The following is a 25648-nucleotide window of genomic DNA, read 5'->3' on the forward strand; positions in this document are numbered from 1 at the left end:
TACAGCTACTGATAACTGTAGTGCTATACCCCTTGGTGTAGTACTCTCAGAATCCACGACCCCTGGAGCATGTGCAGGTACATATACCATAACAAGAACGTGGACCGCTACTGATGAATGTGGCAACTCTACCAACGCTTCTCAAACCATTAACGTAACTGATACAACTCCACCCGTGTTGAGTGGCGTGCCTGCCAATGCAGACGTTGATTGTGAAAGCATACCTGTCGCCGCTATAGTTACAGCTACTGATAACTGTAGTGCTATACCCCTTGGTGTAGTACTCTCAGAATCCACGACCCCTGGAGCATGTGCAGGTACATATACCATAACAAGAACGTGGACCGCTACTGATGAATGTGGCAACGATGTGTCTGCTTCACAGATCATATCCGTACAGGACACTACTGCCCCAACAGCCTCCAACCCTGGCTCAATATCAGTACAATGTCCAACAGACGTTCCCGCTCCAAACATCTCTGTGGTTAACGATGAAGCCGATAACTGTACTGTGAATCCGACGGTAGCCTTTGTTAGCGATGTGAGCGATGGCAATTCCAATCCGGAAGTCATAACAAGGACCTATAGTGTTACGGATGATTGTGGCAACTCTATTGACGTGACTCAGATCATTACTGTTGACGATACTGTTGACCCGGTAATTAGTAACTGCCCTGTCGATATTGATGTATCAAACGATTCAGGTAATTGCTCTGCTGTAGTGACATGGATCGAACCTACTGCAACCGATAATTGCACAATAGCAGGATCCTTGACGTGGAATAAATCACATCTGCCCGGGGCAACATTTCCCGTTGGCACAACAACGGTGACCTATACCGTAACAGATGAAGCAGGAAATGCTTCGAGCTGCTCATTTGCTGTAACCGTTAGCGATACCGAAAACCCCACCATCTCCTGCCCGAGCGATATTACTGTAGACAATGCCGGAGGCGTTTGCGGGGCTGGTGTCGCCTACGCAGTGACATTTACAGATAACTGTCCAGGGGGTACATTGGTACAAACTGCAGGACTGGCCTCTGGCAGTACCTTCCCGATTGGAACAACCACCAATAGTTTCACCGTAACGGATGAAGCCGGCAATACTGTAAGTTGCAGCTTTACGGTAACGGTTAATGACAGTGAGCTACCCGTATTTGCTTGCCTTCCGGACTACAATGTGAGCAATGACCCCGGTCAATGCTATGCTACAGTGAGTTTTGCTGCTCCCACCGCCACGGATAACTGTGGTGTGGCATCCGTTGTTCAAACTGCCGGATTCGTAACTGATGATGAGTATCCTGTAGGCACTACCACGGTGGTTTTTGTAGCTACGGATACTGCCGGCAACACGAATACCTGTAGTTTTAATGTGAATGTTACTGATGACGAAGACCCTGTTGTGCCTACATTAGCAGATCTGACAGATGAATGTTCGGTGACCATTTCTGCTGCACCTGAAACTACCGATAATTGTTCTCCTTATACCATCATTGGGACAACCGGAGATTTTAGCATTCCACACACCTTCAGTACCCAGGGTATGCATACGATAACATGGGAATTTGAAGATGCACATAATAATAGCATTTTTGTAGATCAAACCGTTATTATAGATGATGAAACAAAACCTGTTCCCGACCTACCGAGTTTAACTCACTATACCTCACTTAATGGCAATGCGCAATATGAATGTGAACTCTACTTGGAGATCCCCACAGCTACGGATAATTGCAGGGGAAACATAAATGGCGTGCCTACGGTCAATGGTATAGAAATTGACCTTCCGATAACCACTTATGGTACCTTTGTTATCGACTGGATATTTGACGACAGAAACGGCAACCCCAAAACGCAACAGCAAATCGTGGAAAATATAGAACCTCCTATTTCCGGAGGAGTATTACTGGGACAAGTGGATACCAATACTGTGGATCCACCTACAAACAACGTACTCATTGCCGCCTGCCCCGATAACATCAACCCGGTGACCATCAATTTATCAGGTTACAATGGAACTATTGTGCGATGGGAGAAATTTGAAGTCGATGCCAACAATTGGGTTGAAATAGACAATACGACAACCACCTATCATGTTGATTTTGATATTACGAATACTGTAGCCACACTATTTAGAGCATACATTCAATACAATTCCTGTTTTGAATATTCTCAGGTATTGAGTGTACATCCAGTACCACCTGATGTCCCTCCGACACTTGATAATAATTACTTTAATAGCTGTTATCCTGAAGAAGTTTCATTGACCGCCTACAGTGGGTATGGTGGTGATATTATTGATCTGGAGGATGAAGAGGCCGGACAGTTCGACCAGGGGCAGTTCCCTGACAAATGGAATCCGAATATGTGGCTCATCGATGGGCAGGTGGCCGGTGTATCCTTTACCGGAGCCGCCAACAACCGCTCGGTGAACAACTGGACGGCAACCAATAACCACCCCTTCCCTGATGGGACCTGGACCCCTAAAATTGAATATGATTCGAACAATTTTAAGTTTGCCATTGCGCAAGGTGATTATAACAGCCAGGAATACCTGGATAACTTTCCCGACGGAGGGGCAACAACCCTGGAAACTCCGATCATGAGTTTGCTTGGGCTGGAATCACCAACATTTTCTTTTACCCAGGCCTGGAACTTGTTTGATGGCGATACAGCAATATGTGAACTGTCACTGGATGGAGGATTGACCTACACTGTAGTATTGCAAGATTTAACCGACCCAATAGTGCCCTGGCCCTACGCTAGTTATCCGCCTTCTACGGCAGATAATTATATTTTTGATCAGTCTATTGCTTCATTTGACTTGAGTATGTATAATACTTATGATCAAGTTAGAATACGTTGGACTTTCTTTGGCACCAGACCATTTAGTGCCTGGGCCATCGATGAAATCACTCTGCCACTCGGAGGATCTCCGGCCGATGAAATTGAATGGACCGATGGTATTGGAAGCCCTACTGAAGAACCATTGGCGGACGGTACCTTGAATGTGACCTACACCTTTACACCCGATGCACCGGGGCATCACCAATTTGGCGCGACAGTGCTGGTTAATGGTTGTCGGGCCTATGACCCGGCGGGTACCGCTTTGGCGGATGTCATACAAAATTATGCCTATGCCGGAGAAGATAAAATCTATGCTGACGGGGAATGCGGTGATAATATCATCACCCTGAATGCCTACGACAATACCAAGACCGCTATTGAAAATGCAGCCAAAGGGGCGTATAAGGACGCAATAACTCATGCCGATTTAATTACACCGGATTGCAAGAATTGTGACGATCCCGGTACAGGATCCCCTGGGATATGGACTGCTGAAGTTATTACTTCCAGTTGTGGCGGTGCGTATTCGTTTTCCGATACTACGGATCCTGATGCTACCTTTACAGCTGATCCCGGAACCTATAGGTTGACATGGACTGTCGGGCCGTTCGGTCTGGATAACACTGGTTTCTGCGATGATGATGTTATTATTGAAATCACCAATTGTGCTCTGGTGGATTTTGATGGCGAAAATGACAATATTACATTTGGAGACAATTACAACCTGGGGCAGGAATTCAGTATCGAGTGCTGGATCAAACCCGACCCAGAGACCAATACAGGAGATCCTAACGATACGACTCAGATCATTATTTCGAAGCGTGACTATACGGACTTCAACAATTCCGGTTACGATTTAAGATTGGAAGGCAGTACCTTATCCTTTAACTGGAACAATACCGGATCCTTAGTCTGCCCTGAACCTATAAATACGGATCGGTGGTATCATATAGCAGTAACACGAACTAAAGACGGAAAGAATTACACCATGTATGTCGATGGTATATTTGTTCAAAGTGATACGGGAAATCCACCTGGATTCAATAATAATGAATGCATTTTAGGTGCTATGGATCAAACCGGCAATCCCCCTAATGCCCCAGTGAATTATTTTTCAGGGTGGATCGATGAAGTGCGTATATGGAATATGAAACTGGATGTCGACCATATCCGTCAGATGATGAATCAGCAGATTGATGCTTCCGGAGGTGCCGTAATAGGAGAGGTTGTTCCGCTGGTCGTAGATGGCCCTGATGCGGATGCCGACGGCGTGGACGATAACCCGGTATCCTGGGCCAACCTTGTCGGATATTACCGTATGGATCCCACTTCTATTTCATGTGGTTACCTGCAACCCTACTCCGGTAAAGGTGTAGCCGGTAAACTTGTAAAAATTACCAGTCAGCAGGACGATAGCGCGCCATTACCCTATACGACCAAGGCAAATGGTAACTGGAATGACAATGGTCTAACTACGCCCTGGACCTATGGGGATACCGTTTGGGATCATCCCAATGGCAATGGTGTAACAGGCGATCCCATTGATTGGAATATTGTGCGAACCGCTCATGATGTCACCTCGGATATGCAGGACGTCACCTTGTTGGGGCTTCTAGTAGATCCTGATAAGGAATTAACCATAACAAATACGGCGGGTGCTCAGGATGAAACCAATCCGGGACATGCCCTGTATGTGACCCGTTACCTCTTATTGGATGGACTTATTGATCTGATCGGCGAATCGCAACTGATACAAAAACGCTATTACTTTGACGACGATGGCAATCCTAATAATGCTGAGGTCACCCATCAATTGAACGGAAGTGAGATTGATTTGGCCAGTAGCGGCCATTTAGAACGTGATCAGCAAGGCCAATCTAACCTTTATAATTACAACTACTGGAGTTCGCCCGTGAGCCCGACGGTTAATGGCATCTATACGGTAGCCGGGGTCTTAAAGGATGGTACCGATACCGATAATCCTTTACCACTTACCAATTGGACGAGCGGTTATAATGCATCCGCTGCTACATCTCCAATTACCATGAGCCGACGCTGGCTTTTTGCTTACCGAAACAATCCTGCCGGCTATTATGCCAACTGGGAATATTTGACAGAAACCGGAACCTTGGATCCCGGCCTGAGTTTTACGATGAAGGGCAGTGGTGCCCCGGGGGACGAACAAAATTATGTGTTTGATGGGCTACCACATAACGGTACGGTTGCCACAGCCATTAACCCGGGCTACGGGGCCCTGGTGGGAAATCCATACCCATCCGCCATTGATGCCCGCGAATTTATAAAAGATAATATGCCGGGAGGTAATCCGGGTACCACAGAAAGTTTTGATGGCGCTTTGTATTTTTGGATACACTATGACACGAACAATACCCATATCCTCAGGGAGTATCAGGGGGGCTATGCCCAACTGACTTTAACCGGAGGAAATCAGGCGGCGGCCCCACCGATTACCATCGACGGCTATGAGGTGAGTGGTATGGGAAGTTCAGGTAAGATTCCGGACTATTATATTCCCATAGGACAGGGCTTTTTCGTCTATGCTTTACAACCCGGATCCGGGGTTGGTGATGTCACCTTCTATAATAAGCACAGGGTGTTTGAAACGGAGCTTGGTCCAGACCCCAGATCCATTTTTATGAAACAAGGGAATGGGAAAGATAGCACATCAAACACACCTGAAGAGGACCTAGATCCTGATGACATTCAAAGGGTACGACTACTCTATCGAGCGCCACAAGGTGTCGTTAAACGGCCTTTATTATTGGGATTCACGCCCGATAATGCCGCCACAGATGACTTTGATTTTGGCTACGACGCCGAAAACACCGGTAACAACCCGGAAGACATGTTCTTTAGAATTGGTGAAAAAAATTATACCATTCAGGGTGTTGGGGCATTCGATGACACCAAGGAATATCCTTTGGCACTCTTTACGGAAACAGGCGGTCGAATAGAGATAAGCCTTTTGGCACTGGAAAATTTAGCCAAAAATACCAAGGTCTATATTTATGATGCCTTATTGGGCACCTATACTAAAATTAATAACAAAGCCTTTGAAACAGTTTTAGATCCGGGTATTTATATGGACCGTTTTTATGTGACCTTCTCTAAAAACAATGCACTTTCGGTGGCCACTGACATACTTGGGGACATTGGGGTTAATTATTTACAGGACAGCAGAGAAATTTATATTAGAGTAAATAATGATGTGTTGGTAAAAGAAGTACAGCTCATCAATAGTTTGGGACAGGCCATTAAGGTATGGAATGCTTCAGCATTGCCATCCTTAACACATAATGCCATGAAAATACCGGTAGAACATGTGGCAGAAGGCGGTTATATTATTAAAGTCGAAACCAACTATGGTACTACCCATAAGAAGATAGTAATTAGCCAGTAAATATAAATGGGTATTAAACTCGGACTTAAGTGGACCATGTCCACTTTTTTTATGCGGTTTGGGTCTTTAAATGTTAAAAATATGTGCATTACAACGTTATTATTTGCATTTCATAGGTTTTTTTATAAATTTTCTCTACATTGCAGGCGTATTAAACCTGTCATCAACCCCAAATCTAATGACAAAAATTACGCGCTTAGTGTTTATGGTTATGCTCTTGTTTCAAATAGGGTATACAACTTGTGCATTTGAAACTGAAGCAAATTCCTTTACCCTTCATACAACATCATCCGATCCTGTCATACAACGCGTGCGTATTTATTTTATATCACCCCATGGTATGACTCGATATCTGCTATTAGGCTTTACAAGTGATAACAGTGCCACGGATGGTTTTGATTTTGGGTATGATGCATTGAACTTAGATGACCTTCCGGACGATCTGAATTGGATGATTGAGAACGACAGGTACCTTATTCAGGGTGTTGGTGCCTTTAATGACACTAAAACCTATCCACTGGGTATGTTTTTAAAGAACAGCGGAGACATTTCGATTGGCTTATATAGAACGGAAAATTTTGACGATCCAATTCACGTTTACGTTCACGATGCCTATCTGAACACCTACACCGAAATCACAGAGGAAACCACATTCAACGAAGCTATGACCAAAGGTGATTATACCGATCGTTTTTATATTGCGTTTAAGGATAATTCTGAGGACAATGTGGCAAAAAACAGCCTATCCGGACCGGAAGCCTTCGCAGAAAATACGCGCATACAGTATTTAACGAATTCGAAAGAACTATACGTCAATACAGGTGGATCACAACACATAAAAAACATCACCATATATAATCTCCTTGGACAAAGGGTCTATAGTGCAAATGGTATCCAAAATCAAATGACGAAAATGGCCCTGCCAAATTTGAAGGGTAACTATGCCATCGTTTCGGTAGAAAGTCCTGAGGGCTATATCGCGACCAAGCAAATCGTTATTCATTAGAACGACATCCCAAATTGATATATTAAGCCCATTTATTCTCTTATAGATGGGCTTTTTTCATTAAAAATAGTTTACTAAAAAGTTGAAAAACATAAGCCATAATTAAAGCTATGGCTTTCGATAACATAGGTCAAATGTGATTATTTTATGCATTTCATCGGTTTTATTTGCATTTCATAGATATTTCATCTATATTCGCTCATGAACATGACACTGTAAATAAAGATTGAGTTCTTTATTAACAGTTGTTCTTATGCTGAAGTAGCTTATGCATTTAAATGAAGAGGACTAAAAAAGGAGTACAAAGTAGCCCCATAAAATGATAGAAGGCACACTATCAAAAAAAAGTGCAAGTACCTCCGGTACGATTATTTGAGTTAGTCATGATTAGTTTGAGTTAGTCGATCCCAAATCTACCATATCTCAACTAATTGTAAGAGTCCCGAACCTACTCGGGACTCTTTTTATTTTATCCTGGAAATCAATTCCTCCAATGACAGTTTTGACTGTTCTCCGGAAATCATATCCTTTAAGGTATAGGTTTCGGATTCCATCTCCTCACTTCCGACAATGACCACATAAGGAATTTGGCGCTTATTTGCATAGGTCATCTGCTTTTTCATTTTGGCCGCATCGGGATACAGTTCCGCATGAATCCCCTGTGAACGTAATGCCTTAATAGCTTTAAGCGAGAACAAGGCTTCCGTCTCTCCGAAGTTGATGAATAAGACCTTCACATGTCGCGTTACCGTTTCAGGAAAAAGCTGAAGTTCTTCCAAAACCATATAAATACGATCCAAACCAAAACTGATACCCACGCCACTCATGTCCTTCATTCCAAAGATTCCCGTGAGGTCGTCATAGCGCCCCCCGCCGCCAATAGAACCTATGGCCACGGATGGTGGTGCAGCGACTTCAAAAATGGCGCCGGTATAATAGTTCAGTCCTCTAGCCAGGGTGACATCCAATTGCACACCGGCGATTGCCAATCCCAATTCCGAAATTGCCTTGTGGATAAACTTTAATTCCTCAATCCCCTCATTTCCGATTTCGGAATCGAATAAGATCGCTGTTAAATTGGTAATTTGGTCTTCAAAGGTTCCGGATAGAGAAAACAGTGGTTCAAGCTTGTTGATGCCCGCTTCCGGAATGCCCTTCGTCAGCATCTCCTCTTTCACTTTCTCCGCTCCTATTTTGTCCAGTTTATCCAGGGCCACCGTAAAATCGATCAGTTTATCGCTGGCTCCAATAAGCTCCGTAATACCGGAAAGTATTTTCCGATGATTGATCTTGATGGTAACCCCTTCCAGCTTTAAGGCTGAAAAGACCTGGTCATATAATTGTATAAACTCCACTTCCTGCCATAAGGAACGACTCCCCACCACATCGGCGTCACACTGGTAAAATTCTCTAAATCGCCCTTTCTGTGGTCTGTCGGCGCGCCAAACCGGCTGGATCTGATACCGTTTAAACGGAAACTCAATGTCGTGTTGATGCTGGACCACATAGCGGGCAAAGGGGACGGTTAAATCGTAACGCAGTGCCTTTTCGGAAATACTGTTCGTCAGTGCATTGGAGTCTTTGGCTTCCAATGCCCGATCGTCTGCCTTAGCTAAATAATCGCCCGAATTCAGAATTTTAAATATCAGGCGATCGCCCTCATCCCCATATTTCCCCATAAGGGTGTCGGAATTTTCAAAACTCGGGGTCTCTATCGGCTGAAAACCAAAAGATTCAAATACATCCTTTATGGTATTTGAAATGTAACTGCGTTTGGCAACCTGCTCCGGATTAAAATCCCTGGTGCCTTTTGGAATGCTTGGTTTCTGCGCCATAATAATTTACTGAGACGATCAGCGTTGCTTTATTTTAATTCGCTATTTGTAAACAATTGTTTGCTGAATTCCTGCGAAAACTGGAAACAAACCTAGAAATCACAGGATCACATGACAAAAATAAAAATTTAATACAGTCTCAACGCGCTTTTGTTATAAGAAATAGAATTGCGAACCTGAGAAGCAAGGTTCTGATATCGGAATCTTGACCACTTACTGCTCACAACACTCAGGAGAATTTGATCGCATTCGAACGCTATCCGTTTAACAGCTTATCGAAATACCTGTACAGATCACCCTTGGTAATGACCGCACCCTGCTGGATCATACGAAACTTATCCAGGTTCTTATCATCCCCATAGGCCTTATCGGCTTGGAAAAACTCGACCTTGTCATCCATCAGATGTTCACGTAACCACTGGTAGCCTTCCTCTGTGGTAATATCAACATCATTTTTTAAATTCAGCACAATCGCCTGCATGTTATCCTCACCCAAATGAAACAGATACATGTGCTGGGGGGAAATATGTTCCAGGTATTCCGTTTTGTTTAATACCCCTTCCCATATCAGGTCACTGAAGACATCCAATTCGGTTTCCGCGAGTTCCGGTTTGTTTTGTTTCAAATTATGCCATTCGTCGGCCGTAATGGATTGCGTTGCCAGAAAATTAATGAATTCCTGATGCAATTCTTCAAACTGTTCTTTTGTAAGCCTGGAATATTTCATTTATACTGCAATCAAAATACGATCTCACCTCAACTTATAAGCCTTCATCACTTAATGGGGCACCCTGGCATTTTCATATGGGTGACTATAAGTTCAACGAAAAAAGGCTCCCGTTTCCGGGAGCACAAATTTAATACTATTCTTTGTTTCTGTCTAGAAAATATAGCGCAATCCTACCTGCATCTGCCAACGTGAAGCCAAACTCGAGTCGAAACCAAAGGTATTATTGAGATTGCTGTTAAAGGAATAGACTGGTGCACCATTACTATCAAAATTTACGCCTATAGGCTGCACATTATTAGGTTGCTGGATAACACCCCAGTCTGAATCTATGAGATTTCCAAAATTTAAAATATCCAAACTCACCTGGATGGTATTGGTTTTTTCTTCAGTCACATTAAAATTAAAATCCTGTAAGATCTTAATATCCCAGCGACCTCTCCATGGTGCGAGTGCGCCATAGCGCTCGGCATAGCTGCCGCGACGTCCGTTTAAATAATCATCTTGCTTAATATAGGCTTCCAAGGCACTGGCGTCTCCAGGATTTGCAAATTGCATCTGACTGATCTCTGCCGATGTGGGAATGTAGATCAAATCATTCAATCCTGAACCATCGCCATTGATATCACCGCCATAGGTATAATTAAAGCGTCCGCCCTGGGCATACTCGAAGAAGGTCGATATGGTTGTACCCATGTTACCATTGCTATAGGTCCATTTTTTCGTGGCCACTCCAATAAACCTGTGGGTATCGCCATATTTTGAAAATGCCAGTACATCGTTATTCACATTGCCCAGAGCTGGATTGAACGCAAAGGCATCTCCCGTTATTTCAGCTTCGATGGAATTGACATCCTTTGAATTCAAATAACTGTAGGCCAACATCGCATAGAATCCATTGACAAATGTTTTCTGCGCCTTCACAGAGGCATTCCAAATTCTGCCTTTATCGGAATTTGAAAACACGTATGCGTTATTGATAACATCTGAAGCCTGATAAACGGGTCTGTTATCGACACCTTGTAGCGTTCCAGTAGGAGTCGTTAAACCCCAGTTTTGAACATGGGCGCCATTCACATCTTTGGTGTAGGATACATCTCCAGTTAGTATTAATCCGTTTTCAAATCGATAATCGGTTCCAATATTGGTTCGCCATACCTGTGGGAATTTGTAATCCGGATCGACCATCTGATAGAAGAATACTTCGGGATTGGCTATCTGATTGCCTAACCACACGAACGGGAAACGCCCTGTAAACAAGCCGGAGCCCCCACGTAATTGGAAGGTGTCATCGCCCTTAACATCATAGTTAAAACCGACTCGTGGTGAAATCAACCAGTCATTGTTAGGCATTTTCGTATTATCCAGAAACACGGTCTGACCATTATTCGGATTCACATAAGGAATGTCCGGTACGTAGCAGCAGGCCCTGTCAATAACCTCCTGTGCTTTATCTGCCGAATCAAAAAATAAGGGTTTATCAAAGCGTAAGCCGTAGGTCAACTTGAATTTATCGGACACGTTCCACTCGTCCTGTGCATAAAATGACAATTGGCCGACATTCGTTTCGGCCAGCGCCCAGGAATTATTTGCATTATTATTGTTGAAGGTGTTTATTGCAGCAGACTGGGCATCAGCAATCAGCCCATTACCAATAGCGGTCTGAAAATCTGCCAGGGAACCAAAGGCTCCGAAGGCGCCCACATACCCCCTGTCATCTCCAAAACCATAAACGCCAAGGTTAAAGGAATTGTCAAACTGAAATTTCTCGAAGGAGGTTCCTATGGTAAAGGTGTGATCACCTTTAAAAAAGTTCAGATTGTTGGTAAACTGAATCACCTTCTGATCTAACCTGTTATGGATAGAAAAGGGTTCATGCCCCGCAATGATATAATTTGAGCCATCCTTTTGAATACTAATGGCAGGCATGGGCGTAGATAACGGGTTCCTGAAATCATCGAAATGCGTAAAACCAACCTGGAGTTTATTGGTCGCTTCATCAGACAAGGTAGAGTTTAATTCGACCTGAACTGATTTTAAATTGTTGTTAATTTCATATCCGGAATTCTGAAACTGTAAGGTTGTCGCATTAGGGCCCCTAAAGCCTAAGGCGGTAGGGTGAGCGGGTTTTTCTTTTGAGGCTTCTAACCAGTTATATATTATGGCCAGTCGGTTGCTATCATTGATATTCCAATCTAATTTGACAATACCCTTGGTGGATTTGGAGGCATAGGTAAACCCTTCATAGGCTCCTGTCATGTAATCTAATCCCCCCAATGCATTCTGCACCGCAATTAAATCCTGCTCCGTTACCCGAGACTCATTGATGGCACGAGAATCTGTGTCCGGCACCCAACCATTGGTTCCGAGATCGTCCCGGTCGTCACTCTCGAAATTGACGAAAAAGAATAATTTATTCTTAATTATTGGACCACCAATACTCAGACCATACTGTGTTTGATTAAGATCGGGCCTGGTCACGTCTTCTCCTTTAATCTTCTTTCCGGTCATGGTTTCATCTCTGTAAAACCCATAAACCGTACCGTAAAACGTATTCGTTCCACTTTTTGTTACCGCATTTACCGAGGCTCCCGTGAAACCGGATTGTGTAACATCGTAGGGTGCTGTAGTGACTTGTATCTGATCGATGGCGTCCAGCGATATGGGTTGTGCTTCGGTTTGACCACCGGGAGTAGCCGCATCCAGTCCGAATGGATTATTAAAAATGGCACCATCTAAGGAGAAGTTATTGAACTGGTCATTTCGTCCCCCGAAAGAACCGGCACTGGCAGTGGGTTCTATCCGTGTAAAGTCCGCCTGAGATCGCGTAATGGTCGGTAATCTTGTGAGTTCCCTGCGTCCGACACTGGTCTCAGCTCCGGTTCTATCGCTACCAAACGTTCCTGTACCGCCATAGCCTTCGATAACGACGGCATCTAACTGCTGACTTTCTTCAACCAGAACAATATCGATATTCTGGGTTTTACCAAGCGTTAAAAACACATCATTGAAGGTTTGTTCCTGATAGCCTACAAAACTAATTGTAATGACATAAGGTCCTCCTACCCTTAAATTTAACATATTAAATCGGCCGTCGAAGTTGGTTGCGGCCCCATACTTTGTACCCGTAGGGGAATGTATGGCCACAACATTGGCTCCAGGAAGGGGTTCAGAATTCTGATCTGTAATAAGACCTTTAATGTTTGATGTCGTTACCTGAGCGAAGGTTGCGACTGTGAAAAACAAGAAAACAATGAGAAAGCGCGTTTTTTTCATGTGGCTGGTGTCGTTTTGAGTTAGTGAATTGACATACCCGTTGCGGGTCTATCAAAAATAAAAAAAAAGCTGCTCATAAAGAGCAGCTTTTTAAAATAGTTTATGTGTTTCTATTTAGCCCGCCTGTGCTATAACTTCAAACGGAAATTCGAATGTTACCTCACGATGTAATCGTATAACGGCGGTATACTGACCTAAACGTTTGATGTTCCCACCAATGATGGTAACATATTTCTTATCAACCGTATGGCCTTCCTTTTCGAAAGCGTCAACCAAATCCGCTTTGGTCACAGAACCGAATAATTTGTCTCCGGCCGATGCCCCTGCAGTAGCTTTGGCGGCAATCTTTATGGTTAATGCTTTTATCGCTTCAGCGGTTTCATTAGCATCATCGATAATTTTCTTTTCTTTAAAAGCCCTTTGCTTTAAATTCTCTGCCAAAACCTTCTTGGCCGACGGTGTCGCTAAAATAGCATGCCCCTGAGGAATTAAAAAGTTTCTACCATAACCGTTCTTAACTGTTACAACATCGTCTTTAAATCCTAAGTTCTCAACGTCTTGTTTTAATATAAGTTCCATTGTTATTGGTATTTTACTTTAATAAATCCGCAACATATGGCATTAATGCCAGGTGACGCGCTCTTTTCACGGCTACAGATACCTTTCTTTGATATTTTAAAGAAGTTCCTGTTAAACGACGTGGTAAGATCTTACCCTGTTCGTTTACAAACTTCAATAAGAAATCAGGATCTTTATAATCGATATACTTGATACCGGATCTTTTGAAACGACAATACTTCTTTTGTTTGCTTGTTTCAATGTTAAGCGGAGTTAAATATCTGATTTCTCCGTCTTTTTTACCTTTTGCCTGTTGATCTATAGATGCCATAGTTAGGATTTTACGTTTAATTTTTCTCTTCTTCTCTCAGCCCATGCAATGGCGTCTTTGTCCAGTTTTACGGTTAAATAACGCATAAAACGCTCGTCACGTCTGAACTCCAGTTCAAGTTGACCGATAACGTCGCCATCTACGGTGTATTCGAACAAATGGTAAAATCCACTTTTCTTGTTCTGTATGGGGTATGCTAATTTCTTTAGTCCCCAATCTTCTTTGGCTACCATCTTTGCCCCTTTAGAAACAAGAAAATCTTCATATTTCTTTACTGTTTCCTTTATCTGTTCTTCAGATAAAACGGGATTTAAGATGAAAACAGTTTCATAATGATTCATAAATCTCTATTTATTGTTAAAAATGGGGGCAAAAATAACCAAATAATTTATATATTGCAAGTTGAATCACACTTATTATAGGCATCTTTTAAATGTTAAATTTTTGTTAAATTGAGCAGTTAATCGATGTTTTTTGGTTTTTACCCGAATTTTTTGTACTATTGTCGATACTTAACCGAAATATCAAAATGTTATGACTTTAAACTGTGTAGTAGTAGACGACTCGGCAATCCAGCGTCTCTCGATAGTGAAGCTGGTAGAAAACCATCCGGCTCTTAATTTAATTGCAGAGTACAGTAGTGCTCTTGAAACCAAAAATGGTTTAAACACTCACCAAGTAGATCTTATCTTTTTAGATATTGAAATGCCCGTACTTAACGGATTTGAACTTCTGGATGTTTTAAATAACAAACCCCAAATTATTTTTGTTACCGGTAAAACAGAGTATGCGTTCAAGGCCTTTAATTATGATGCCACAGATTACTTGCATAAGCCTATTACCAAAGAGCGCTTTAACACCTCCGTGGAAAAAGCTCTGGAACAGCATAAGCTGAAACTCGATTTCAACGAAGAGGAAGGCGAGCACATTTTTGTTAAGAGTAATCTTAAAAAACGTAAGGTCTATATCAAGGACATTAAATGGATTGAAGCCCTTGGTGACTATGTAAAATTGGTGACAGAAGAAACGAGTCTTGTTGTTTTATCGACCATGAAAGCCTTTGAAAAAGAATTACCTGAAAATAAATTTTTAAGAATTCACAAGTCTTATATTGTAAATCTCGACAAAATTGACAGATTTAACAGTAAGAATGTTGAAGTTGGCGCTTACGAAATTCCTCTAAGTAGAAATAAAAAGACGCAATTGGTGGATGCCTTGAATAACATTTAGAGATTTTTTATTAATCTAACTCTCACTAAAAGTTATCGACATTTAAAATTATCTTAACCGACCGAAATTCTTTAATGCTAAAGAAGCTGTTATTAATCTTAATAATGGCTTCTTTTGTTTTTGTCAAGGATTGACCCTTTGGTATTTTAATCAAAATATTTTTATAATACTGATTTCTTATTCTGGATACAGGTGGCGATTCAGGACCCAAGACGCAATCAGAAAAAAGTCCTCTCAAGGACTTCCCTAGCCACTTTGAAGCCAGTTCCACTCGGCTATAATCCCTGTGTTTTAAGATGATTTTAATGAGCTTATAAATTGGTGGATACTTGTAATTATGGCGATCATTCATTTGATCTGCATACATGCCCAAATAGTTGTTCGTAGAAACCTGCTGCAAGATGGCATGATATGGATTATAGGTTTGAATGAAGACTTTACCGCGTTCGTCTGTTCGACCGGCCCGACCGGCGACCTGAAGCATCAACTGGAAACTGCGTTCATGCGCACGAAAATCCGGAAAATTTAGCATGGAATCCGCATTCATGATGCCTACCAATTTAACATGCCTAAAATCGAGTCCTTTTGTGACCATCTGAGTCCCGACAAGAACGTCTATTTCCCGTTGCTCTAAAGCTGTAAATAGTTTTTCATAACTGTATTTTCTTCGGGTAGTATCCAAATCCATACGGGCCACTTTATAACCTGGAAACAATGTTTTGACCTCTTCCTCAATCTGCTCCGTGCCAAAGCCTTTGGCATCGATTTGGGAACTGCCACAGGCCTCGCAATTAAGATGCATCGCTACATGATAACCGCAATAATGGCAGCGTAATTGATTCTTATACTGATGATACGTCAAACTCACATCGCAATTCGGGCATTGCGGTGCATGACCGCAGGTAACACATTCCACAATCGGTGAAAACCCCCTCCTGTTTTGAAACAAAATAACCTGATGACCACTGTGTAATACCTCAGTCATGGCTTCAATTAAGGTGTCACTAAAATGCCCCTTCATCCCTCTTCTTTTGTATTTATCCTTTAAATCAATTAACTGAATATCGGGCATAAGCACCTTGTTATAACGTTCATTGATCTCTGTTAAAGCATACTTATCCTGTCTTACATTGTAATAGCTCTCCAAACTTGGTGTTGCAGATCCCAAAAGTGTTTTAGCCTTATGCATCTTAGCCAACATAATAGCGGTGTCCCTGGCATGATATCGCGGTGCGGGGTCAAATTGTTTGTAGGATTGTTCATGCTCCTCATCGATTATCACAAGTCCGAGATTGCTAAAGGGTAAAAACACCGAGGACCTGGCTCCAACAACAATCTGTGCCTTTGATAGCTCGTGAAGTACATTATACCAAACTTCAACGCGTTCATGAGACGTATACCTTGAATGGTATACGGACACATGGTCCCCAAAATAGCGTTGTAGCCTAACAATTAACTGTGCTGTCAAAGCAATTTCAGGTAATAGATAGAGTACCTGCCTGTTTCGTTTCAGCGTAGCTTCAATTAATTTTGAATACACCTCTGTCTTACCGGACGAGGTCACCCCATGGAGTAAAACAACATCATGGGTTTCAAAGGAATCCACAATGCTTTTCAGAGCCTGAGATTGTAGCGAATTGAGCGTTTTGGTAGGCACATTATCTTCACCGGAAAACTCGATTCTATCGGTTTTGATGTGGTATTCTTCAAGAATCTCTTTGTCTATTAAGGTTCTGATGATGGAAGAGGATGCCCCACTGCGACTTATTAATTCTGAAACCTTAACCGGCTTTTTAGTCCTGGCTGCGATCGAGAATAAGGTCAATACAACCTCCTTTTGCCTCGGCGCTCGTCCAAGGCTATCCAATAATTCCTGCATGGCCACATCCGAGGCATACCTGGAATGCAATTTGACATACCGTATTAACCGTGGCTTATACTTTTCAATAACTTCTTCTTCCAGATACACCACCTTTTTTTGAATTAATTTATGTATAAGGGGTAGCACCTGTTTTTTATCCAGGATTCCGATTACATCCTGAATTTTCAGAGAAGATTGGTGTTGCAAAGCTTCATAAATCAAAAATTCATCGTCTTCCAATAAATTTTCTTCTACGGCTTGATCGGTATTCCTTACAATATTTGTTTCACTCTCCAAAATGAAGGCACTGGGAAGTGCGGCCCGCATGACTTCCCCAAGCGTACACATATAATAACCTGCTATCCATTCCCAAAGTTCTAACTGAAAACCATTGACAAGTGGTTTTTCATCCAAAATTTGATGGATCTCCTTGGGTTCATAAATTGCGGGAGGTGTTTGGTGAATTTTAAAGACAATACCCGTATAAATTTTGGATTTTCCAAAAGGAACAGCCACTCGCATCCCTCTTTCAATAAAGGCTGCTTCAGAAACAGAGATATGGTATGTAAATAATCTTTGAAGTGGAATTGGAATTATAACATCAATAAAATGTTCCATAACCTATCCCCTTTTCCGCAATTTATTTAACGATGCATTTAATTCGTAACCCAGGAGCAATATATTCGAATTTAGCCATAAATAGAATAGAAGGATTAACAGTGCCCCGATAGAACCGTATAACTTATTATATTGTCCGAAGTTTTCAATATAGATACCAAATAAATACGACGTTAAAAGTATAAGCAAGGTCGTAAACAACGCACCGATAGAGAAGAACCTGGATTGCCTACCTTCCTTCGTTCCGAAATAATATAAGGTAGCGGTTGCAATGTAAATCATAACAATGAAAAACACATATTTAGCGACTTCAAACCAAAATACACTGTCGCTGTCTATATATCCCCTTGTATTTAGTACATCTACAAATTCCTTGACTACATAAATCTGAAAATAACCCAGCACTACAATAGTGATTATTAATAAAAAAGCGAGTATTAAAGCAATACCAAGGGCATACAAGTATTGTTTAAAAACGCTTCTGGTTAATTGCTCGTGATAGGAATTTTCAAAACCGGAAAATATAGCACTCACCCCATTGGCCATCAATGCAATGGACAAAACAAAAACAGAAGACAACAATCCTCCTCTTTTCGAGTTTTCAATATTTCTAAAGATATTTTCAAAGAAAAAATCCGATGTGCTCGGTGGCAGGAATGATTCCAAAAAGGTCATGAATTCCGTTTGGAAATTGTCTACCGGTATTTCCGGAATTAGAATGATGATAAACAGAAGAAACGGAAATAAGGCCGTAAAAAAATTGAATGCTATCGCACTGGCTCTTGTTGTTAAAGCGCCTTTAACAATCCCGGTGATATAGAGTTCCAATAAATCATAAAAGGATAAGCCCTCGAGACCTGGTAATTTTATGCGTTTTAGAAGGCGGACCAAAACATTCAATACAGGAATTTTATCAAGATTATCTTCAATTTGCCTGCTCATGTAAATACAATGGATTTATCTGATTTTACACATGCAATTTATGTAAAATTAGGCTAACATATGTCTTGAAAAAACAATTAATTGACCGCTTTTAAACTTAGGTCCATATTGTGAACAGAATGGGTTAATGCCCCACAGGAGATGTAGTTAACACCACACTCGGCATAATGCCTTATGGTAGTCTCGTTTATATTTCCGGAAGATTCGGTTAAACATCTATCACCAATTAATTTTACGGCCTTTCGTGTATCCTCATAATCAAAGTTATCCAATAAAATTCTATGCACACCTTCATTCCTCAAAATCTCTTCAACCTCCAAAAGATTTCTGGCCTCGACCATAATGTCCAGATCCTTTCCTGTTTCCTGAAGATACTGCTTTGTCATCTCTATGGCCTTGGTAATGCCACCCGCAAAATCAATATGATTGTCTTTGAGCATGATCATATCATACAATGCAAACCTGTGATTTTCACCGCCACCAATCTTGACCGCCCATTTTTCTAACACACGAATACCCGGTGTTGTCTTCCTTGTGTCCAGGATCTTCGTTTTTGTACCCTTTACCAAATCAACAAATAGCCTTGTCTTTGTGGCTATTGCACTCATGCGCTGCATGGCGTTTAATACAGTACGTTCGGCTTTCAATATGGATCGTATTGGCCCCTCAACATACATCACAATATCCCCAAAAGTGACTTCAGTGCCATCTTCAATGAGTACTTCGAGCTTCAGACCTTTATCGACATAGGCAAATACTTTTTTTGCAAAATTAACACCCCCTATAATACCCTTGTCCTTGACTAAAAGCTTAGCCTTACCTCTTGCCGTTTCGGGTATACATGCCAAAGAACTATGATCTCCATCTCCAACATCTTCACTTATGGCACTAGCAATGATGCGCTTTACTTCCGAATCAAAGTACTCCTGTGTAATCATATTTTCCTAGTTTGATGCTAAAATAATAAATTGCTGCCCCAATTAACATTTTAAATTTATCAAATTTTTAATTTTTGTAAAGTTTAAAAACAGTATTAGTAAAATGTTAGGGTTAATTTTGCATTATGACAATAAAACTACTCGCAATAGGAAAAACGGATAAGAAAGAACTCATCACCTTGATTGAGGAATACACAAAACGTTTGGGGTTTTACATTAAATTCTCCATACAGATTATCCCTGATGTAAAAAATGTAAAAAACCGCTCAAAAAATCAACAGACAGATGAAGAGGGACATCTTATCTTAGATCGCATACAGCCTTCTGATACCGTAGTGCTTTTAGATGAGAATGGACAGCAGTATTCATCCGTTGGATTTGCGAAATACCTGCAAAAGCATTTGAATTCCGGTATTAAGCAACTCGTTTTTGTAATTGGAGGACCTTATGGGTTTTCACCAAATGTTTATCAAAGGGCCAATGGGAAAATATCATTATCTCAAATGACCTTTTCCCATCAGATGATACGTCTTTTTTTTATAGAACAATTGTATCGTGGATTCACTATTTTAAAGAATGAACCTTACCACCATCGTTGAGCTAGTGCTTGATAAAAGTATGCTTTCTTTTTTTTAATTGTATCTCTAAATCCTTTAAAGTTTTCTTCACAGCATTTTCAAAAGTACTCTCATTAGAGGTGGCAAATAGTCTTGGGCCTGGAGCACTCAATTCTATTTTACAGATCTTTCCATTCTGATCATCATTATGTTCGATTTCAAAATGTACCTCGGCATTTATAATCCAATCGTACTTTTTATTCAGTTTATTAAGTTTCTGCGTCACATAGGCATTCATCGCTTCACTGGTTAGCATATGAACATATTGAATGTTAATCGTCATAATTACGCTATTTAGATATTAAGATTATATTTTAAAAATACTAAAATTTAAAGAGGATAAATCTAACAAAAATCATAACATTATAAAATTTGTTGTTGAAAAAGAACAAAAAGGAGCGTTTACCAATTCAAAATTTTAAATTCATTTATAAGCAGTACGAACTCTAGATTTGGAGTTCTTTTATTTGCTCCGTCGGAATTAATCGTTTTGGACCTCTTTCCAAGGCCTCTTTATATAATTGCAGGGCCTCTTGATCTCTATTTTGAGATTTTAAAAATTGTGCGTATAATTCCTTAGTGGGCACAATAATAACAGGGGGACCATAACTATATGAAACCTGATACTCCAGTTCGATAGATGCTTTTAAATGGTCCTCAGCCAGTTCGAAATCTTCGTCCAACCACGATTGAAGTCCCATTAATTGTAATTTTATCACTTCAGCTCGCTTGACATCAGATCTGTTTGGTAAGGATCGGTTTGCAGAAGCACATACGCTTGCCCCATTGCTGATATTATATGCTAACACACTTTCTTTTTTAATATCCTGTTCGAGACCGTTAATGATACTGCTTATTGCATTTAAGTCCCCGGCATGATATGCCTTCATTCCTTCAATAAAGGCATTTTGGGCAACGAGAGAAATGTTTATGCCACTCACATCGACCTCTATATCCGCTATCGGATGTTCCCATAACCCCGTTTCTGCCAAAAAGGTCCCTTTTAAGAACAACAGATGTACATTGGCCCTTTTCGAAGGTGTTTCATTACAGAATCGTTGCATATCCCAGACCATTTTTTCAGCTTCTTCGATATTACCTTGCTGTAAATACCCATACTCCAACCAATGATAGGCATGGTATCCTCGTGCATTATTGTCAAGGCCTTTCTCCTTCATGCGTGTTAAACTCGCTTGATAAGAATCAATATTCGATGACACTACTTTGTCCCACATGCCTAGGGCTACATAAATATGTGAAGGCATATGCAGTGCATGACTGGCATCAGGAGCAACTTTGGCATAAGAATCGGCTGCATCCAAAGCCAAATAAGCATGATTGGGATCGTCATAGGAATGAATTAAATAATGAAGTGCTCCGGGGTGCTGCGCATTTCTTTCCAAAATTTTACTGGCGACTAACGCACCTTCTCCATAAATAGAATCATTTCTGCCCTCAGATACCGATCCCAAAAGGGAAAGGGAATAGAACGCAGCAATTTCATTCTGATTCGGATATTTATCATATAACGATTTCATATACTCCATATAAGCCTTGTCCCTGTCCTTCTTTGGAGTTTTCGGCTTATAAAGAATCGCAATTGCTTTCAACAAATCCTGTTCCACACTATTTAAATCAGACAGATCTATTTCCTCTATTTTGGCCACTGCATTCATACCATCCTGATAATCTTGCTCTCGCCATAAACTGTGATTATAAGTCATAGCTTCACCCCAATAGGCCATAGCCATATTGGGATCTCTCTTCTGTGCCTCGATAAAGGCCTCTCTCGCATCTGTATATTCAAAACTGTGTAAAAGCAACAAACCCCTCTCAAAATGAGGAATGGCCTCATTCTGTCCTGTCACCTCAAAATCCACAATCCCTAAATGTTCGGACTGCTGCTCCTTCTCCTTACATGAAAAGAAAACAATGAGTAAAATAAAAAGTAGATAGACTCTCATAAATTTAAATTTTTATCTTAAAATTTCTAATTGTTTTAAAGATACATAATATTTTTAAGGGAAATTAGTGCACACATCCAAGATTGATGGATCGCGATTAATTGAGATCTATTTTAACCTAGTTACCTACAAATATTATGGAACTTGTATTCGCAACAAATAATGCAAACAAAATAAAAGAAGTTCAGGCCTTGATACCTCAACATATTAAGCTGTTAAGTTTAAAGGACATTGGATGTTATGAAGAACTTCCGGAAACTCAGAACAGCATAGAAGGAAATGCCAGACAAAAGGCAGATTATGTGACCTCGAGATATAATTACGACTGTTTTGCCGATGACACCGGCCTGGAGGTGGACGCCTTAAAGGGAGCACCCGGTGTGTATTCTGCAAGATATGCCGGAGCACATTGCAGTTCGAATGATAACATGGAAAAATTATTGCACAAATTAAAAGATATACCACTTCGAAAAGCACGGTTTAAAACGGTAATCGCTCTCAATATAAATCAAGGGACCCATATGTTCACCGGGATTTGTAATGGAGCCATTACCCGTACCAAAAAGGGAACCAATGGCTTTGGTTACGATCCTATATTTAGGCCATATGGTTTTAATGAGACTTTTGCCGAAATGGATATCAAATTAAAAAACAAAATAAGTCACAGAGCCAAGGCCATAAACCAATTAATTGAATTTCTAAATACAGTATAAACAACCCATAATGTAAATGAGAAAATGGGTTGCTAGTTAATTTTCTTTATGCTATTTTTAAAAGATGACTGAAGAAGCAATAGAACAGGAGAATTTAGCAATTGCAAAAGCTTACAAAGAGTTACTTAAGGTAAGTTATCGAACCCTTTCAAGGGAAGATAAACAACTTATCCGCAAGGCTTTCGATGTTGCCCTGGATGGGCATAAAGACCAGCGCAGAAAATCTGGAGAAGCCTATATCTTCCATCCGCTTGCTGTGGCTAAAATTGTCGCACAGGAAATAGGACTGGATGCCACATCAATAGCTGCAGCTTTATTACATGATGTTGTGGAGGATAACGAAGATTATTCCATAAATGATATTGAGCAGTTGTTTGGTGAGACCGTTGCCAAAATAGTGAATGGTCTAACTAAAATATCCTCCTTGAGTAAGGAACAGGATATGGATGTTTCCTTACAGGCCGAAAATTTCAGAAAAATGTTGCTCACTTTAAATGATGATGTACGGGTCATCATCATTAAAATTGCAGACAGGTTGCATAATATGCAGACCATGGATGTGATGCGCGAGGACAAACAGGTCAAAATTGCATCAGAAACCTTATACATTTATGCTCCCTTGGCCCACAGAATCGGACTTTACAATATCAAAACGGAACTTGAAGATCTTGGCCTGAAATACACTGAACCTGAAGTCTATAACGATATTTTAAATAAAATTAAAGAGAGCAAAGAAGAGCAGGACGCGTACATTGAACAGTTTAGTGAAGTCATTAAAAACTCGTTGGATAAGGAAAATATGGAATATACCATTAAAGGTAGACCTAAATCCATATTCTCCATTCGGCGTAAAATGGTAAAACAAGGCGTTTCCTTTGATGAGGTTTACGATAAATTTGCTATTCGAATTATTTATAGTAGTGACGAGGTCAATGAAAAGTTTCTGGCATGGAAGATCTATTCTATTGTTACCGATCATTTTCGTCCGAATCCAACGCGACTTCGCGACTGGATTTCATCACCCAAATCGACTGGATATGAAGCGCTTCACATAACGGTCATGGGGCCGAAAGGCAGATGGGTTGAAGTTCAAATACGCAGCCAACGGATGAATGAGATTGCAGAAAAAGGCTATGCTGCGCACTACAAATATAAACAGCATAACGAAAAAGAGGATAATCTGGAAAGTTGGATAAATCGTCTTCAGGAAGCCCTCGAAAATCCACATCTTAATGCTGTTGATTTTGTCGAACAATTTAAACTGAATTTATATGCGCAGGAAATTTTTGTTTTTACCCCTAAAGGTGAATTGAAGTCATTGCCGAAAGGGGCCACTGCATTAGATTTTGCTTTTAGTATTCATACAGAGGTTGGCATGAAGACCCGAGGCGCCAAAGTCAATGGGAAACTCGTCCCTCTGAGTCATGTATTACACAGTGGCGATCAGGTGGATATTTTAACATCTGACACTGCAAAACCAACAACCAACTGGTTGGACTATGCCACGACTGCCAGGGCTCGAAGTAAAATTAAATCGGCCTTAAAAGAAGACAGAAAGCTTATTGGTGAGGAGGGCAAAGAGGTATTAAGACGAAAATTGAAGCAGCTTAAAATTACATTAAACGAGCAGGCCGTCAATGAGTTAGTGCGCTATTTTAAGCTAAAAACCAGTCTCGACTTATTCTATCGTGTTGGAATCGGTTCGATAGACAATAAGATGCTTAAAGAATTTGCGGCGTCCAGGAGCAATGCCTTTGTAAGTTATATAAAAAACAAGATTTCCCGCAAACCGAGCATCAGTAAAGAGGAAATTGAAAAAGATGAAATCACCTCAAAATACGATTCACTTGTTTTTGGAAAAGAGGAAGAAAAGCTGGATTATAAGTTGGCAAATTGTTGTAATCCCATACCGGGAGACGAGGTCTTTGGTTTTTTAACGGTATCTGAAGGCATTAAGGTTCATAAAAAGAATTGTCCTAATGCGCTGAGTTTACAATCCAATTATGCCTACCGTATTATTCATGCCAAATGGATAGATTCGAGCCAACAGGAATTCCTGGTAAAAATTCAAATTACGGGCATAGATCACTTAGGCCTTGTAAATGAAATCACTCAAATTATATCCTCTAACATGCACGTGAATATGAAAAGTTTGAATTTTGAGAGTGATGATGGTGTATTTTCCGGACATATTAGCGCCATTGTGAAAAACAACACCATGATAAACAAACTAATCGAAAAACTGAAAAAAATAAATGGTATCGATAAGGTTAAAAGAGTTTAAAAAACATTAAATTTGCCATGTAATTATGAGCACGACTTCCGATACTAAGAATCAGGACATTGTTAAAAATGTATTCACTAAATTTTTAGAAGCTAATGGTCATCGAAAAACGCCTGAACGCTACGCCATACTTCAGGAAATATATAATAACAATGAGCATTTCGATATAGAGTCTTTATACCTAAGTATGAAGAATAAAAAATATCGTGTTTCCAGAGCAACGCTATATAATACAATTGAATTACTCCTTGAGTGCGGACTGGTAAGAAAGCATCAATTTGGTCAGAACCAGGCGCACTATGAAAAGTCATATTTCGACAGACAACATGATCATGTCATATTAACCGATACCGGAGAGGTTATAGAGTTCTGCGATCCGAGAATTCAATCTATAAAAAAAACAATCGAAGAAGTCTTTGATATTGAAATTAATACACATTCACTCTACTTTTACGGAAACAGAAAACCAACCAAATAACA

The 25648-nt window shown here is 40.7% G+C and carries 18 protein-coding genes; 7 read left to right on the forward strand and 11 right to left on the reverse strand.

The genetic code is table 11. From position 1 onward, the window contains the following. The coding region (locus MR041_RS00005) for an HYR domain-containing protein (RefSeq protein WP_242091529.1) at positions 1-6268 on the forward strand (6268 nt) is incomplete at its 5' end. 178 nt (positions 6269-6446) lie between these two features. After that, positions 6447-7274, forward strand: coding sequence for a T9SS type A sorting domain-containing protein (locus tag MR041_RS00010; protein ID WP_242091530.1), 828 nt, complete (start codon positions 6447-6449; stop codon positions 7272-7274). Between the two features lie 464 nt (positions 7275-7738). Here MR041_RS00010 and hisS read toward each other — a convergent pair whose 3' ends face one another. The 6 genes from hisS to rpsF all read right to left on the reverse strand — a co-directional run bounded on the left by hisS (position 7739) and on the right by rpsF (position 14342). Then, a complete protein-coding gene (hisS, locus tag MR041_RS00015; protein ID WP_242091531.1) occupies positions 7739-9109 on the reverse strand; it encodes a histidine--tRNA ligase in 1371 nt (456 codons plus the stop codon). Positions 9110-9365: 256 nt separating this feature from the next. Then, positions 9366-9836, reverse strand: coding sequence for a DUF6495 family protein (locus MR041_RS00020; protein ID WP_242091532.1), 471 nt, complete (start codon positions 9834-9836; stop codon positions 9366-9368). 153 nt (positions 9837-9989) lie between these two features. Then, entirely contained in the window at positions 9990-13112 is a 3123-nt protein-coding gene (locus MR041_RS00025; protein WP_242091533.1) for a TonB-dependent receptor, read from the reverse strand. Between the two features lie 114 nt (positions 13113-13226). Beyond that, on the reverse strand, positions 13227-13691 hold the full coding sequence (gene rplI / locus MR041_RS00030) for a 50S ribosomal protein L9 (protein ID WP_242091534.1): 465 nt from the start codon (positions 13689-13691) through the stop codon (positions 13227-13229). 13 nt (positions 13692-13704) lie between these two features. Beyond that, the gene (gene rpsR, locus MR041_RS00035; protein ID WP_242091535.1) at positions 13705-14001 is read right to left on the reverse strand and encodes a 30S ribosomal protein S18; all 297 of its coding nucleotides are present in this window, start codon (positions 13999-14001) and stop codon (positions 13705-13707) included. A gap of 2 nt (positions 14002-14003) precedes the next feature. Then, positions 14004-14342: a 30S ribosomal protein S6 gene (gene rpsF, locus MR041_RS00040; RefSeq protein WP_242091536.1), complete on the reverse strand. Its 339-nt coding sequence runs from the start codon at positions 14340-14342 to the stop codon at positions 14004-14006. Positions 14343-14535: 193 nt separating this feature from the next. On the opposite strand from rpsF, the gene MR041_RS00045 reads away from it, so the two are divergent. Continuing rightward, positions 14536-15231 (forward strand): LytR/AlgR family response regulator transcription factor, encoded by a 696-nt coding sequence (locus MR041_RS00045; RefSeq protein WP_242086280.1) that lies wholly within the window; start codon positions 14536-14538, stop codon positions 15229-15231. A gap of 25 nt (positions 15232-15256) precedes the next feature. On the opposite strand, the gene priA is transcribed toward MR041_RS00045, so the two are convergent. The 3 genes from priA to nadC form a co-directional block, all read right to left on the reverse strand. Next, positions 15257-17710: a replication restart helicase PriA gene (priA, locus tag MR041_RS00050; RefSeq protein ID WP_242091537.1), complete on the reverse strand. Its 2454-nt coding sequence runs from the start codon at positions 17708-17710 to the stop codon at positions 15257-15259. A gap of 3 nt (positions 17711-17713) precedes the next feature. After that, a complete protein-coding gene (locus MR041_RS00055) occupies positions 17714-18652 on the reverse strand; it encodes a YihY/virulence factor BrkB family protein (protein WP_242091538.1) in 939 nt (312 codons plus the stop codon). Positions 18653-18729: 77 nt separating this feature from the next. Further along, positions 18730-19590, reverse strand: coding sequence for a carboxylating nicotinate-nucleotide diphosphorylase (gene nadC, locus MR041_RS00060; protein WP_242091539.1), 861 nt, complete (start codon positions 19588-19590; stop codon positions 18730-18732). 125 nt (positions 19591-19715) lie between these two features. Here nadC and rlmH point away from each other — a divergent pair, with 125 nt between their 5' ends. Beyond that, complete coding sequence (gene rlmH / locus MR041_RS00065) at positions 19716-20189, forward strand: 23S rRNA (pseudouridine(1915)-N(3))-methyltransferase RlmH (protein WP_242091540.1); 474 nt, start codon at positions 19716-19718, stop codon at positions 20187-20189. Between the two features lies 1 nt (position 20190). Here rlmH and hpf read toward each other — a convergent pair whose 3' ends face one another. Both hpf and MR041_RS00075 read right to left on the reverse strand, forming a co-directional pair. After that, on the reverse strand, positions 20191-20490 hold the full coding sequence (gene hpf, locus MR041_RS00070; RefSeq protein ID WP_242091541.1) for a ribosome hibernation-promoting factor, HPF/YfiA family: 300 nt from the start codon (positions 20488-20490) through the stop codon (positions 20191-20193). Between the two features lie 163 nt (positions 20491-20653). Continuing rightward, a complete protein-coding gene (locus MR041_RS00075) occupies positions 20654-22171 on the reverse strand; it encodes a tetratricopeptide repeat protein (RefSeq protein WP_242091542.1) in 1518 nt (505 codons plus the stop codon). A gap of 137 nt (positions 22172-22308) precedes the next feature. Here MR041_RS00075 and MR041_RS00080 point away from each other — a divergent pair, with 137 nt between their 5' ends. The 3 genes from MR041_RS00080 (at position 22309) to MR041_RS00090 (ending at position 25646) form a co-directional block, all read left to right on the forward strand. Beyond that, positions 22309-22884, forward strand: a complete 576-nt coding sequence (locus MR041_RS00080) for a non-canonical purine NTP diphosphatase (protein ID WP_242091543.1) — start codon at positions 22309-22311, stop codon at positions 22882-22884. A gap of 64 nt (positions 22885-22948) precedes the next feature. Beyond that, on the forward strand, positions 22949-25168 hold the full coding sequence (locus MR041_RS00085; RefSeq protein ID WP_242091544.1) for a RelA/SpoT family protein: 2220 nt from the start codon (positions 22949-22951) through the stop codon (positions 25166-25168). A 25-nt stretch (positions 25169-25193) separates the two neighbouring features. Then, the gene (locus tag MR041_RS00090; RefSeq protein ID WP_242091545.1) at positions 25194-25646 is read left to right on the forward strand and encodes a Fur family transcriptional regulator; all 453 of its coding nucleotides are present in this window, start codon (positions 25194-25196) and stop codon (positions 25644-25646) included. Positions 25647-25648: the final 2 nt, after the last annotated feature.

Origin of the sequence: Aestuariivivens sediminicola (assembly GCF_022662015.1) — a bacterium.
Classification (GTDB): Bacteria; Bacteroidota; Bacteroidia; order Flavobacteriales; family Flavobacteriaceae; genus Aestuariivivens; species Aestuariivivens sediminicola.

What these genes read in the sequence shown, in the direction of transcription:
- MR041_RS00020 (WP_242091532.1), bottom strand. Translation starts at nt 9,836, where the DNA reads ATGAAATATTCCAGGCTTACAAAAGAACAGTTTGAAGAATTGCATCAG.
- hpf (WP_242091541.1), bottom strand. Translation starts at nt 20,490, where the DNA reads ATGACGATTAACATTCAATATGTTCATATGCTAACCAGTGAAGCGATG.
- MR041_RS00085 (WP_242091544.1), top strand. Translation starts at nt 22,949, where the DNA reads ATGACTGAAGAAGCAATAGAACAGGAGAATTTAGCAATTGCAAAAGCT.
- MR041_RS00055 (WP_242091538.1), bottom strand. Translation starts at nt 18,652, where the DNA reads ATGAGCAGGCAAATTGAAGATAATCTTGATAAAATTCCTGTATTGAAT.
- rpsR (WP_242091535.1), bottom strand. Translation starts at nt 14,001, where the DNA reads ATGGCATCTATAGATCAACAGGCAAAAGGTAAAAAAGACGGAGAAATC.
- rplI (WP_242091534.1), bottom strand. Translation starts at nt 13,691, where the DNA reads ATGGAACTTATATTAAAACAAGACGTTGAGAACTTAGGATTTAAAGAC.
- priA (WP_242091537.1), bottom strand. Translation starts at nt 17,710, where the DNA reads ATGGAACATTTTATTGATGTTATAATTCCAATTCCACTTCAAAGATTA.
- MR041_RS00090 (WP_242091545.1), top strand. Translation starts at nt 25,194, where the DNA reads ATGAGCACGACTTCCGATACTAAGAATCAGGACATTGTTAAAAATGTA.
- nadC (WP_242091539.1), bottom strand. Translation starts at nt 19,590, where the DNA reads ATGATTACACAGGAGTACTTTGATTCGGAAGTAAAGCGCATCATTGCT.
- MR041_RS00010 (WP_242091530.1), top strand. Translation starts at nt 6,447, where the DNA reads ATGACAAAAATTACGCGCTTAGTGTTTATGGTTATGCTCTTGTTTCAA.
- rpsF (WP_242091536.1), bottom strand. Translation starts at nt 14,342, where the DNA reads ATGAATCATTATGAAACTGTTTTCATCTTAAATCCCGTTTTATCTGAA.
- MR041_RS00080 (WP_242091543.1), top strand. Translation starts at nt 22,309, where the DNA reads ATGGAACTTGTATTCGCAACAAATAATGCAAACAAAATAAAAGAAGTT.
- hisS (WP_242091531.1), bottom strand. Translation starts at nt 9,109, where the DNA reads ATGGCGCAGAAACCAAGCATTCCAAAAGGCACCAGGGATTTTAATCCG.
- MR041_RS00045 (WP_242086280.1), top strand. Translation starts at nt 14,536, where the DNA reads ATGACTTTAAACTGTGTAGTAGTAGACGACTCGGCAATCCAGCGTCTC.
- rlmH (WP_242091540.1), top strand. Translation starts at nt 19,716, where the DNA reads ATGACAATAAAACTACTCGCAATAGGAAAAACGGATAAGAAAGAACTC.
- MR041_RS00025 (WP_242091533.1), bottom strand. Translation starts at nt 13,112, where the DNA reads ATGAAAAAAACGCGCTTTCTCATTGTTTTCTTGTTTTTCACAGTCGCA.
- MR041_RS00075 (WP_242091542.1), bottom strand. Translation starts at nt 22,171, where the DNA reads ATGAGAGTCTATCTACTTTTTATTTTACTCATTGTTTTCTTTTCATGT.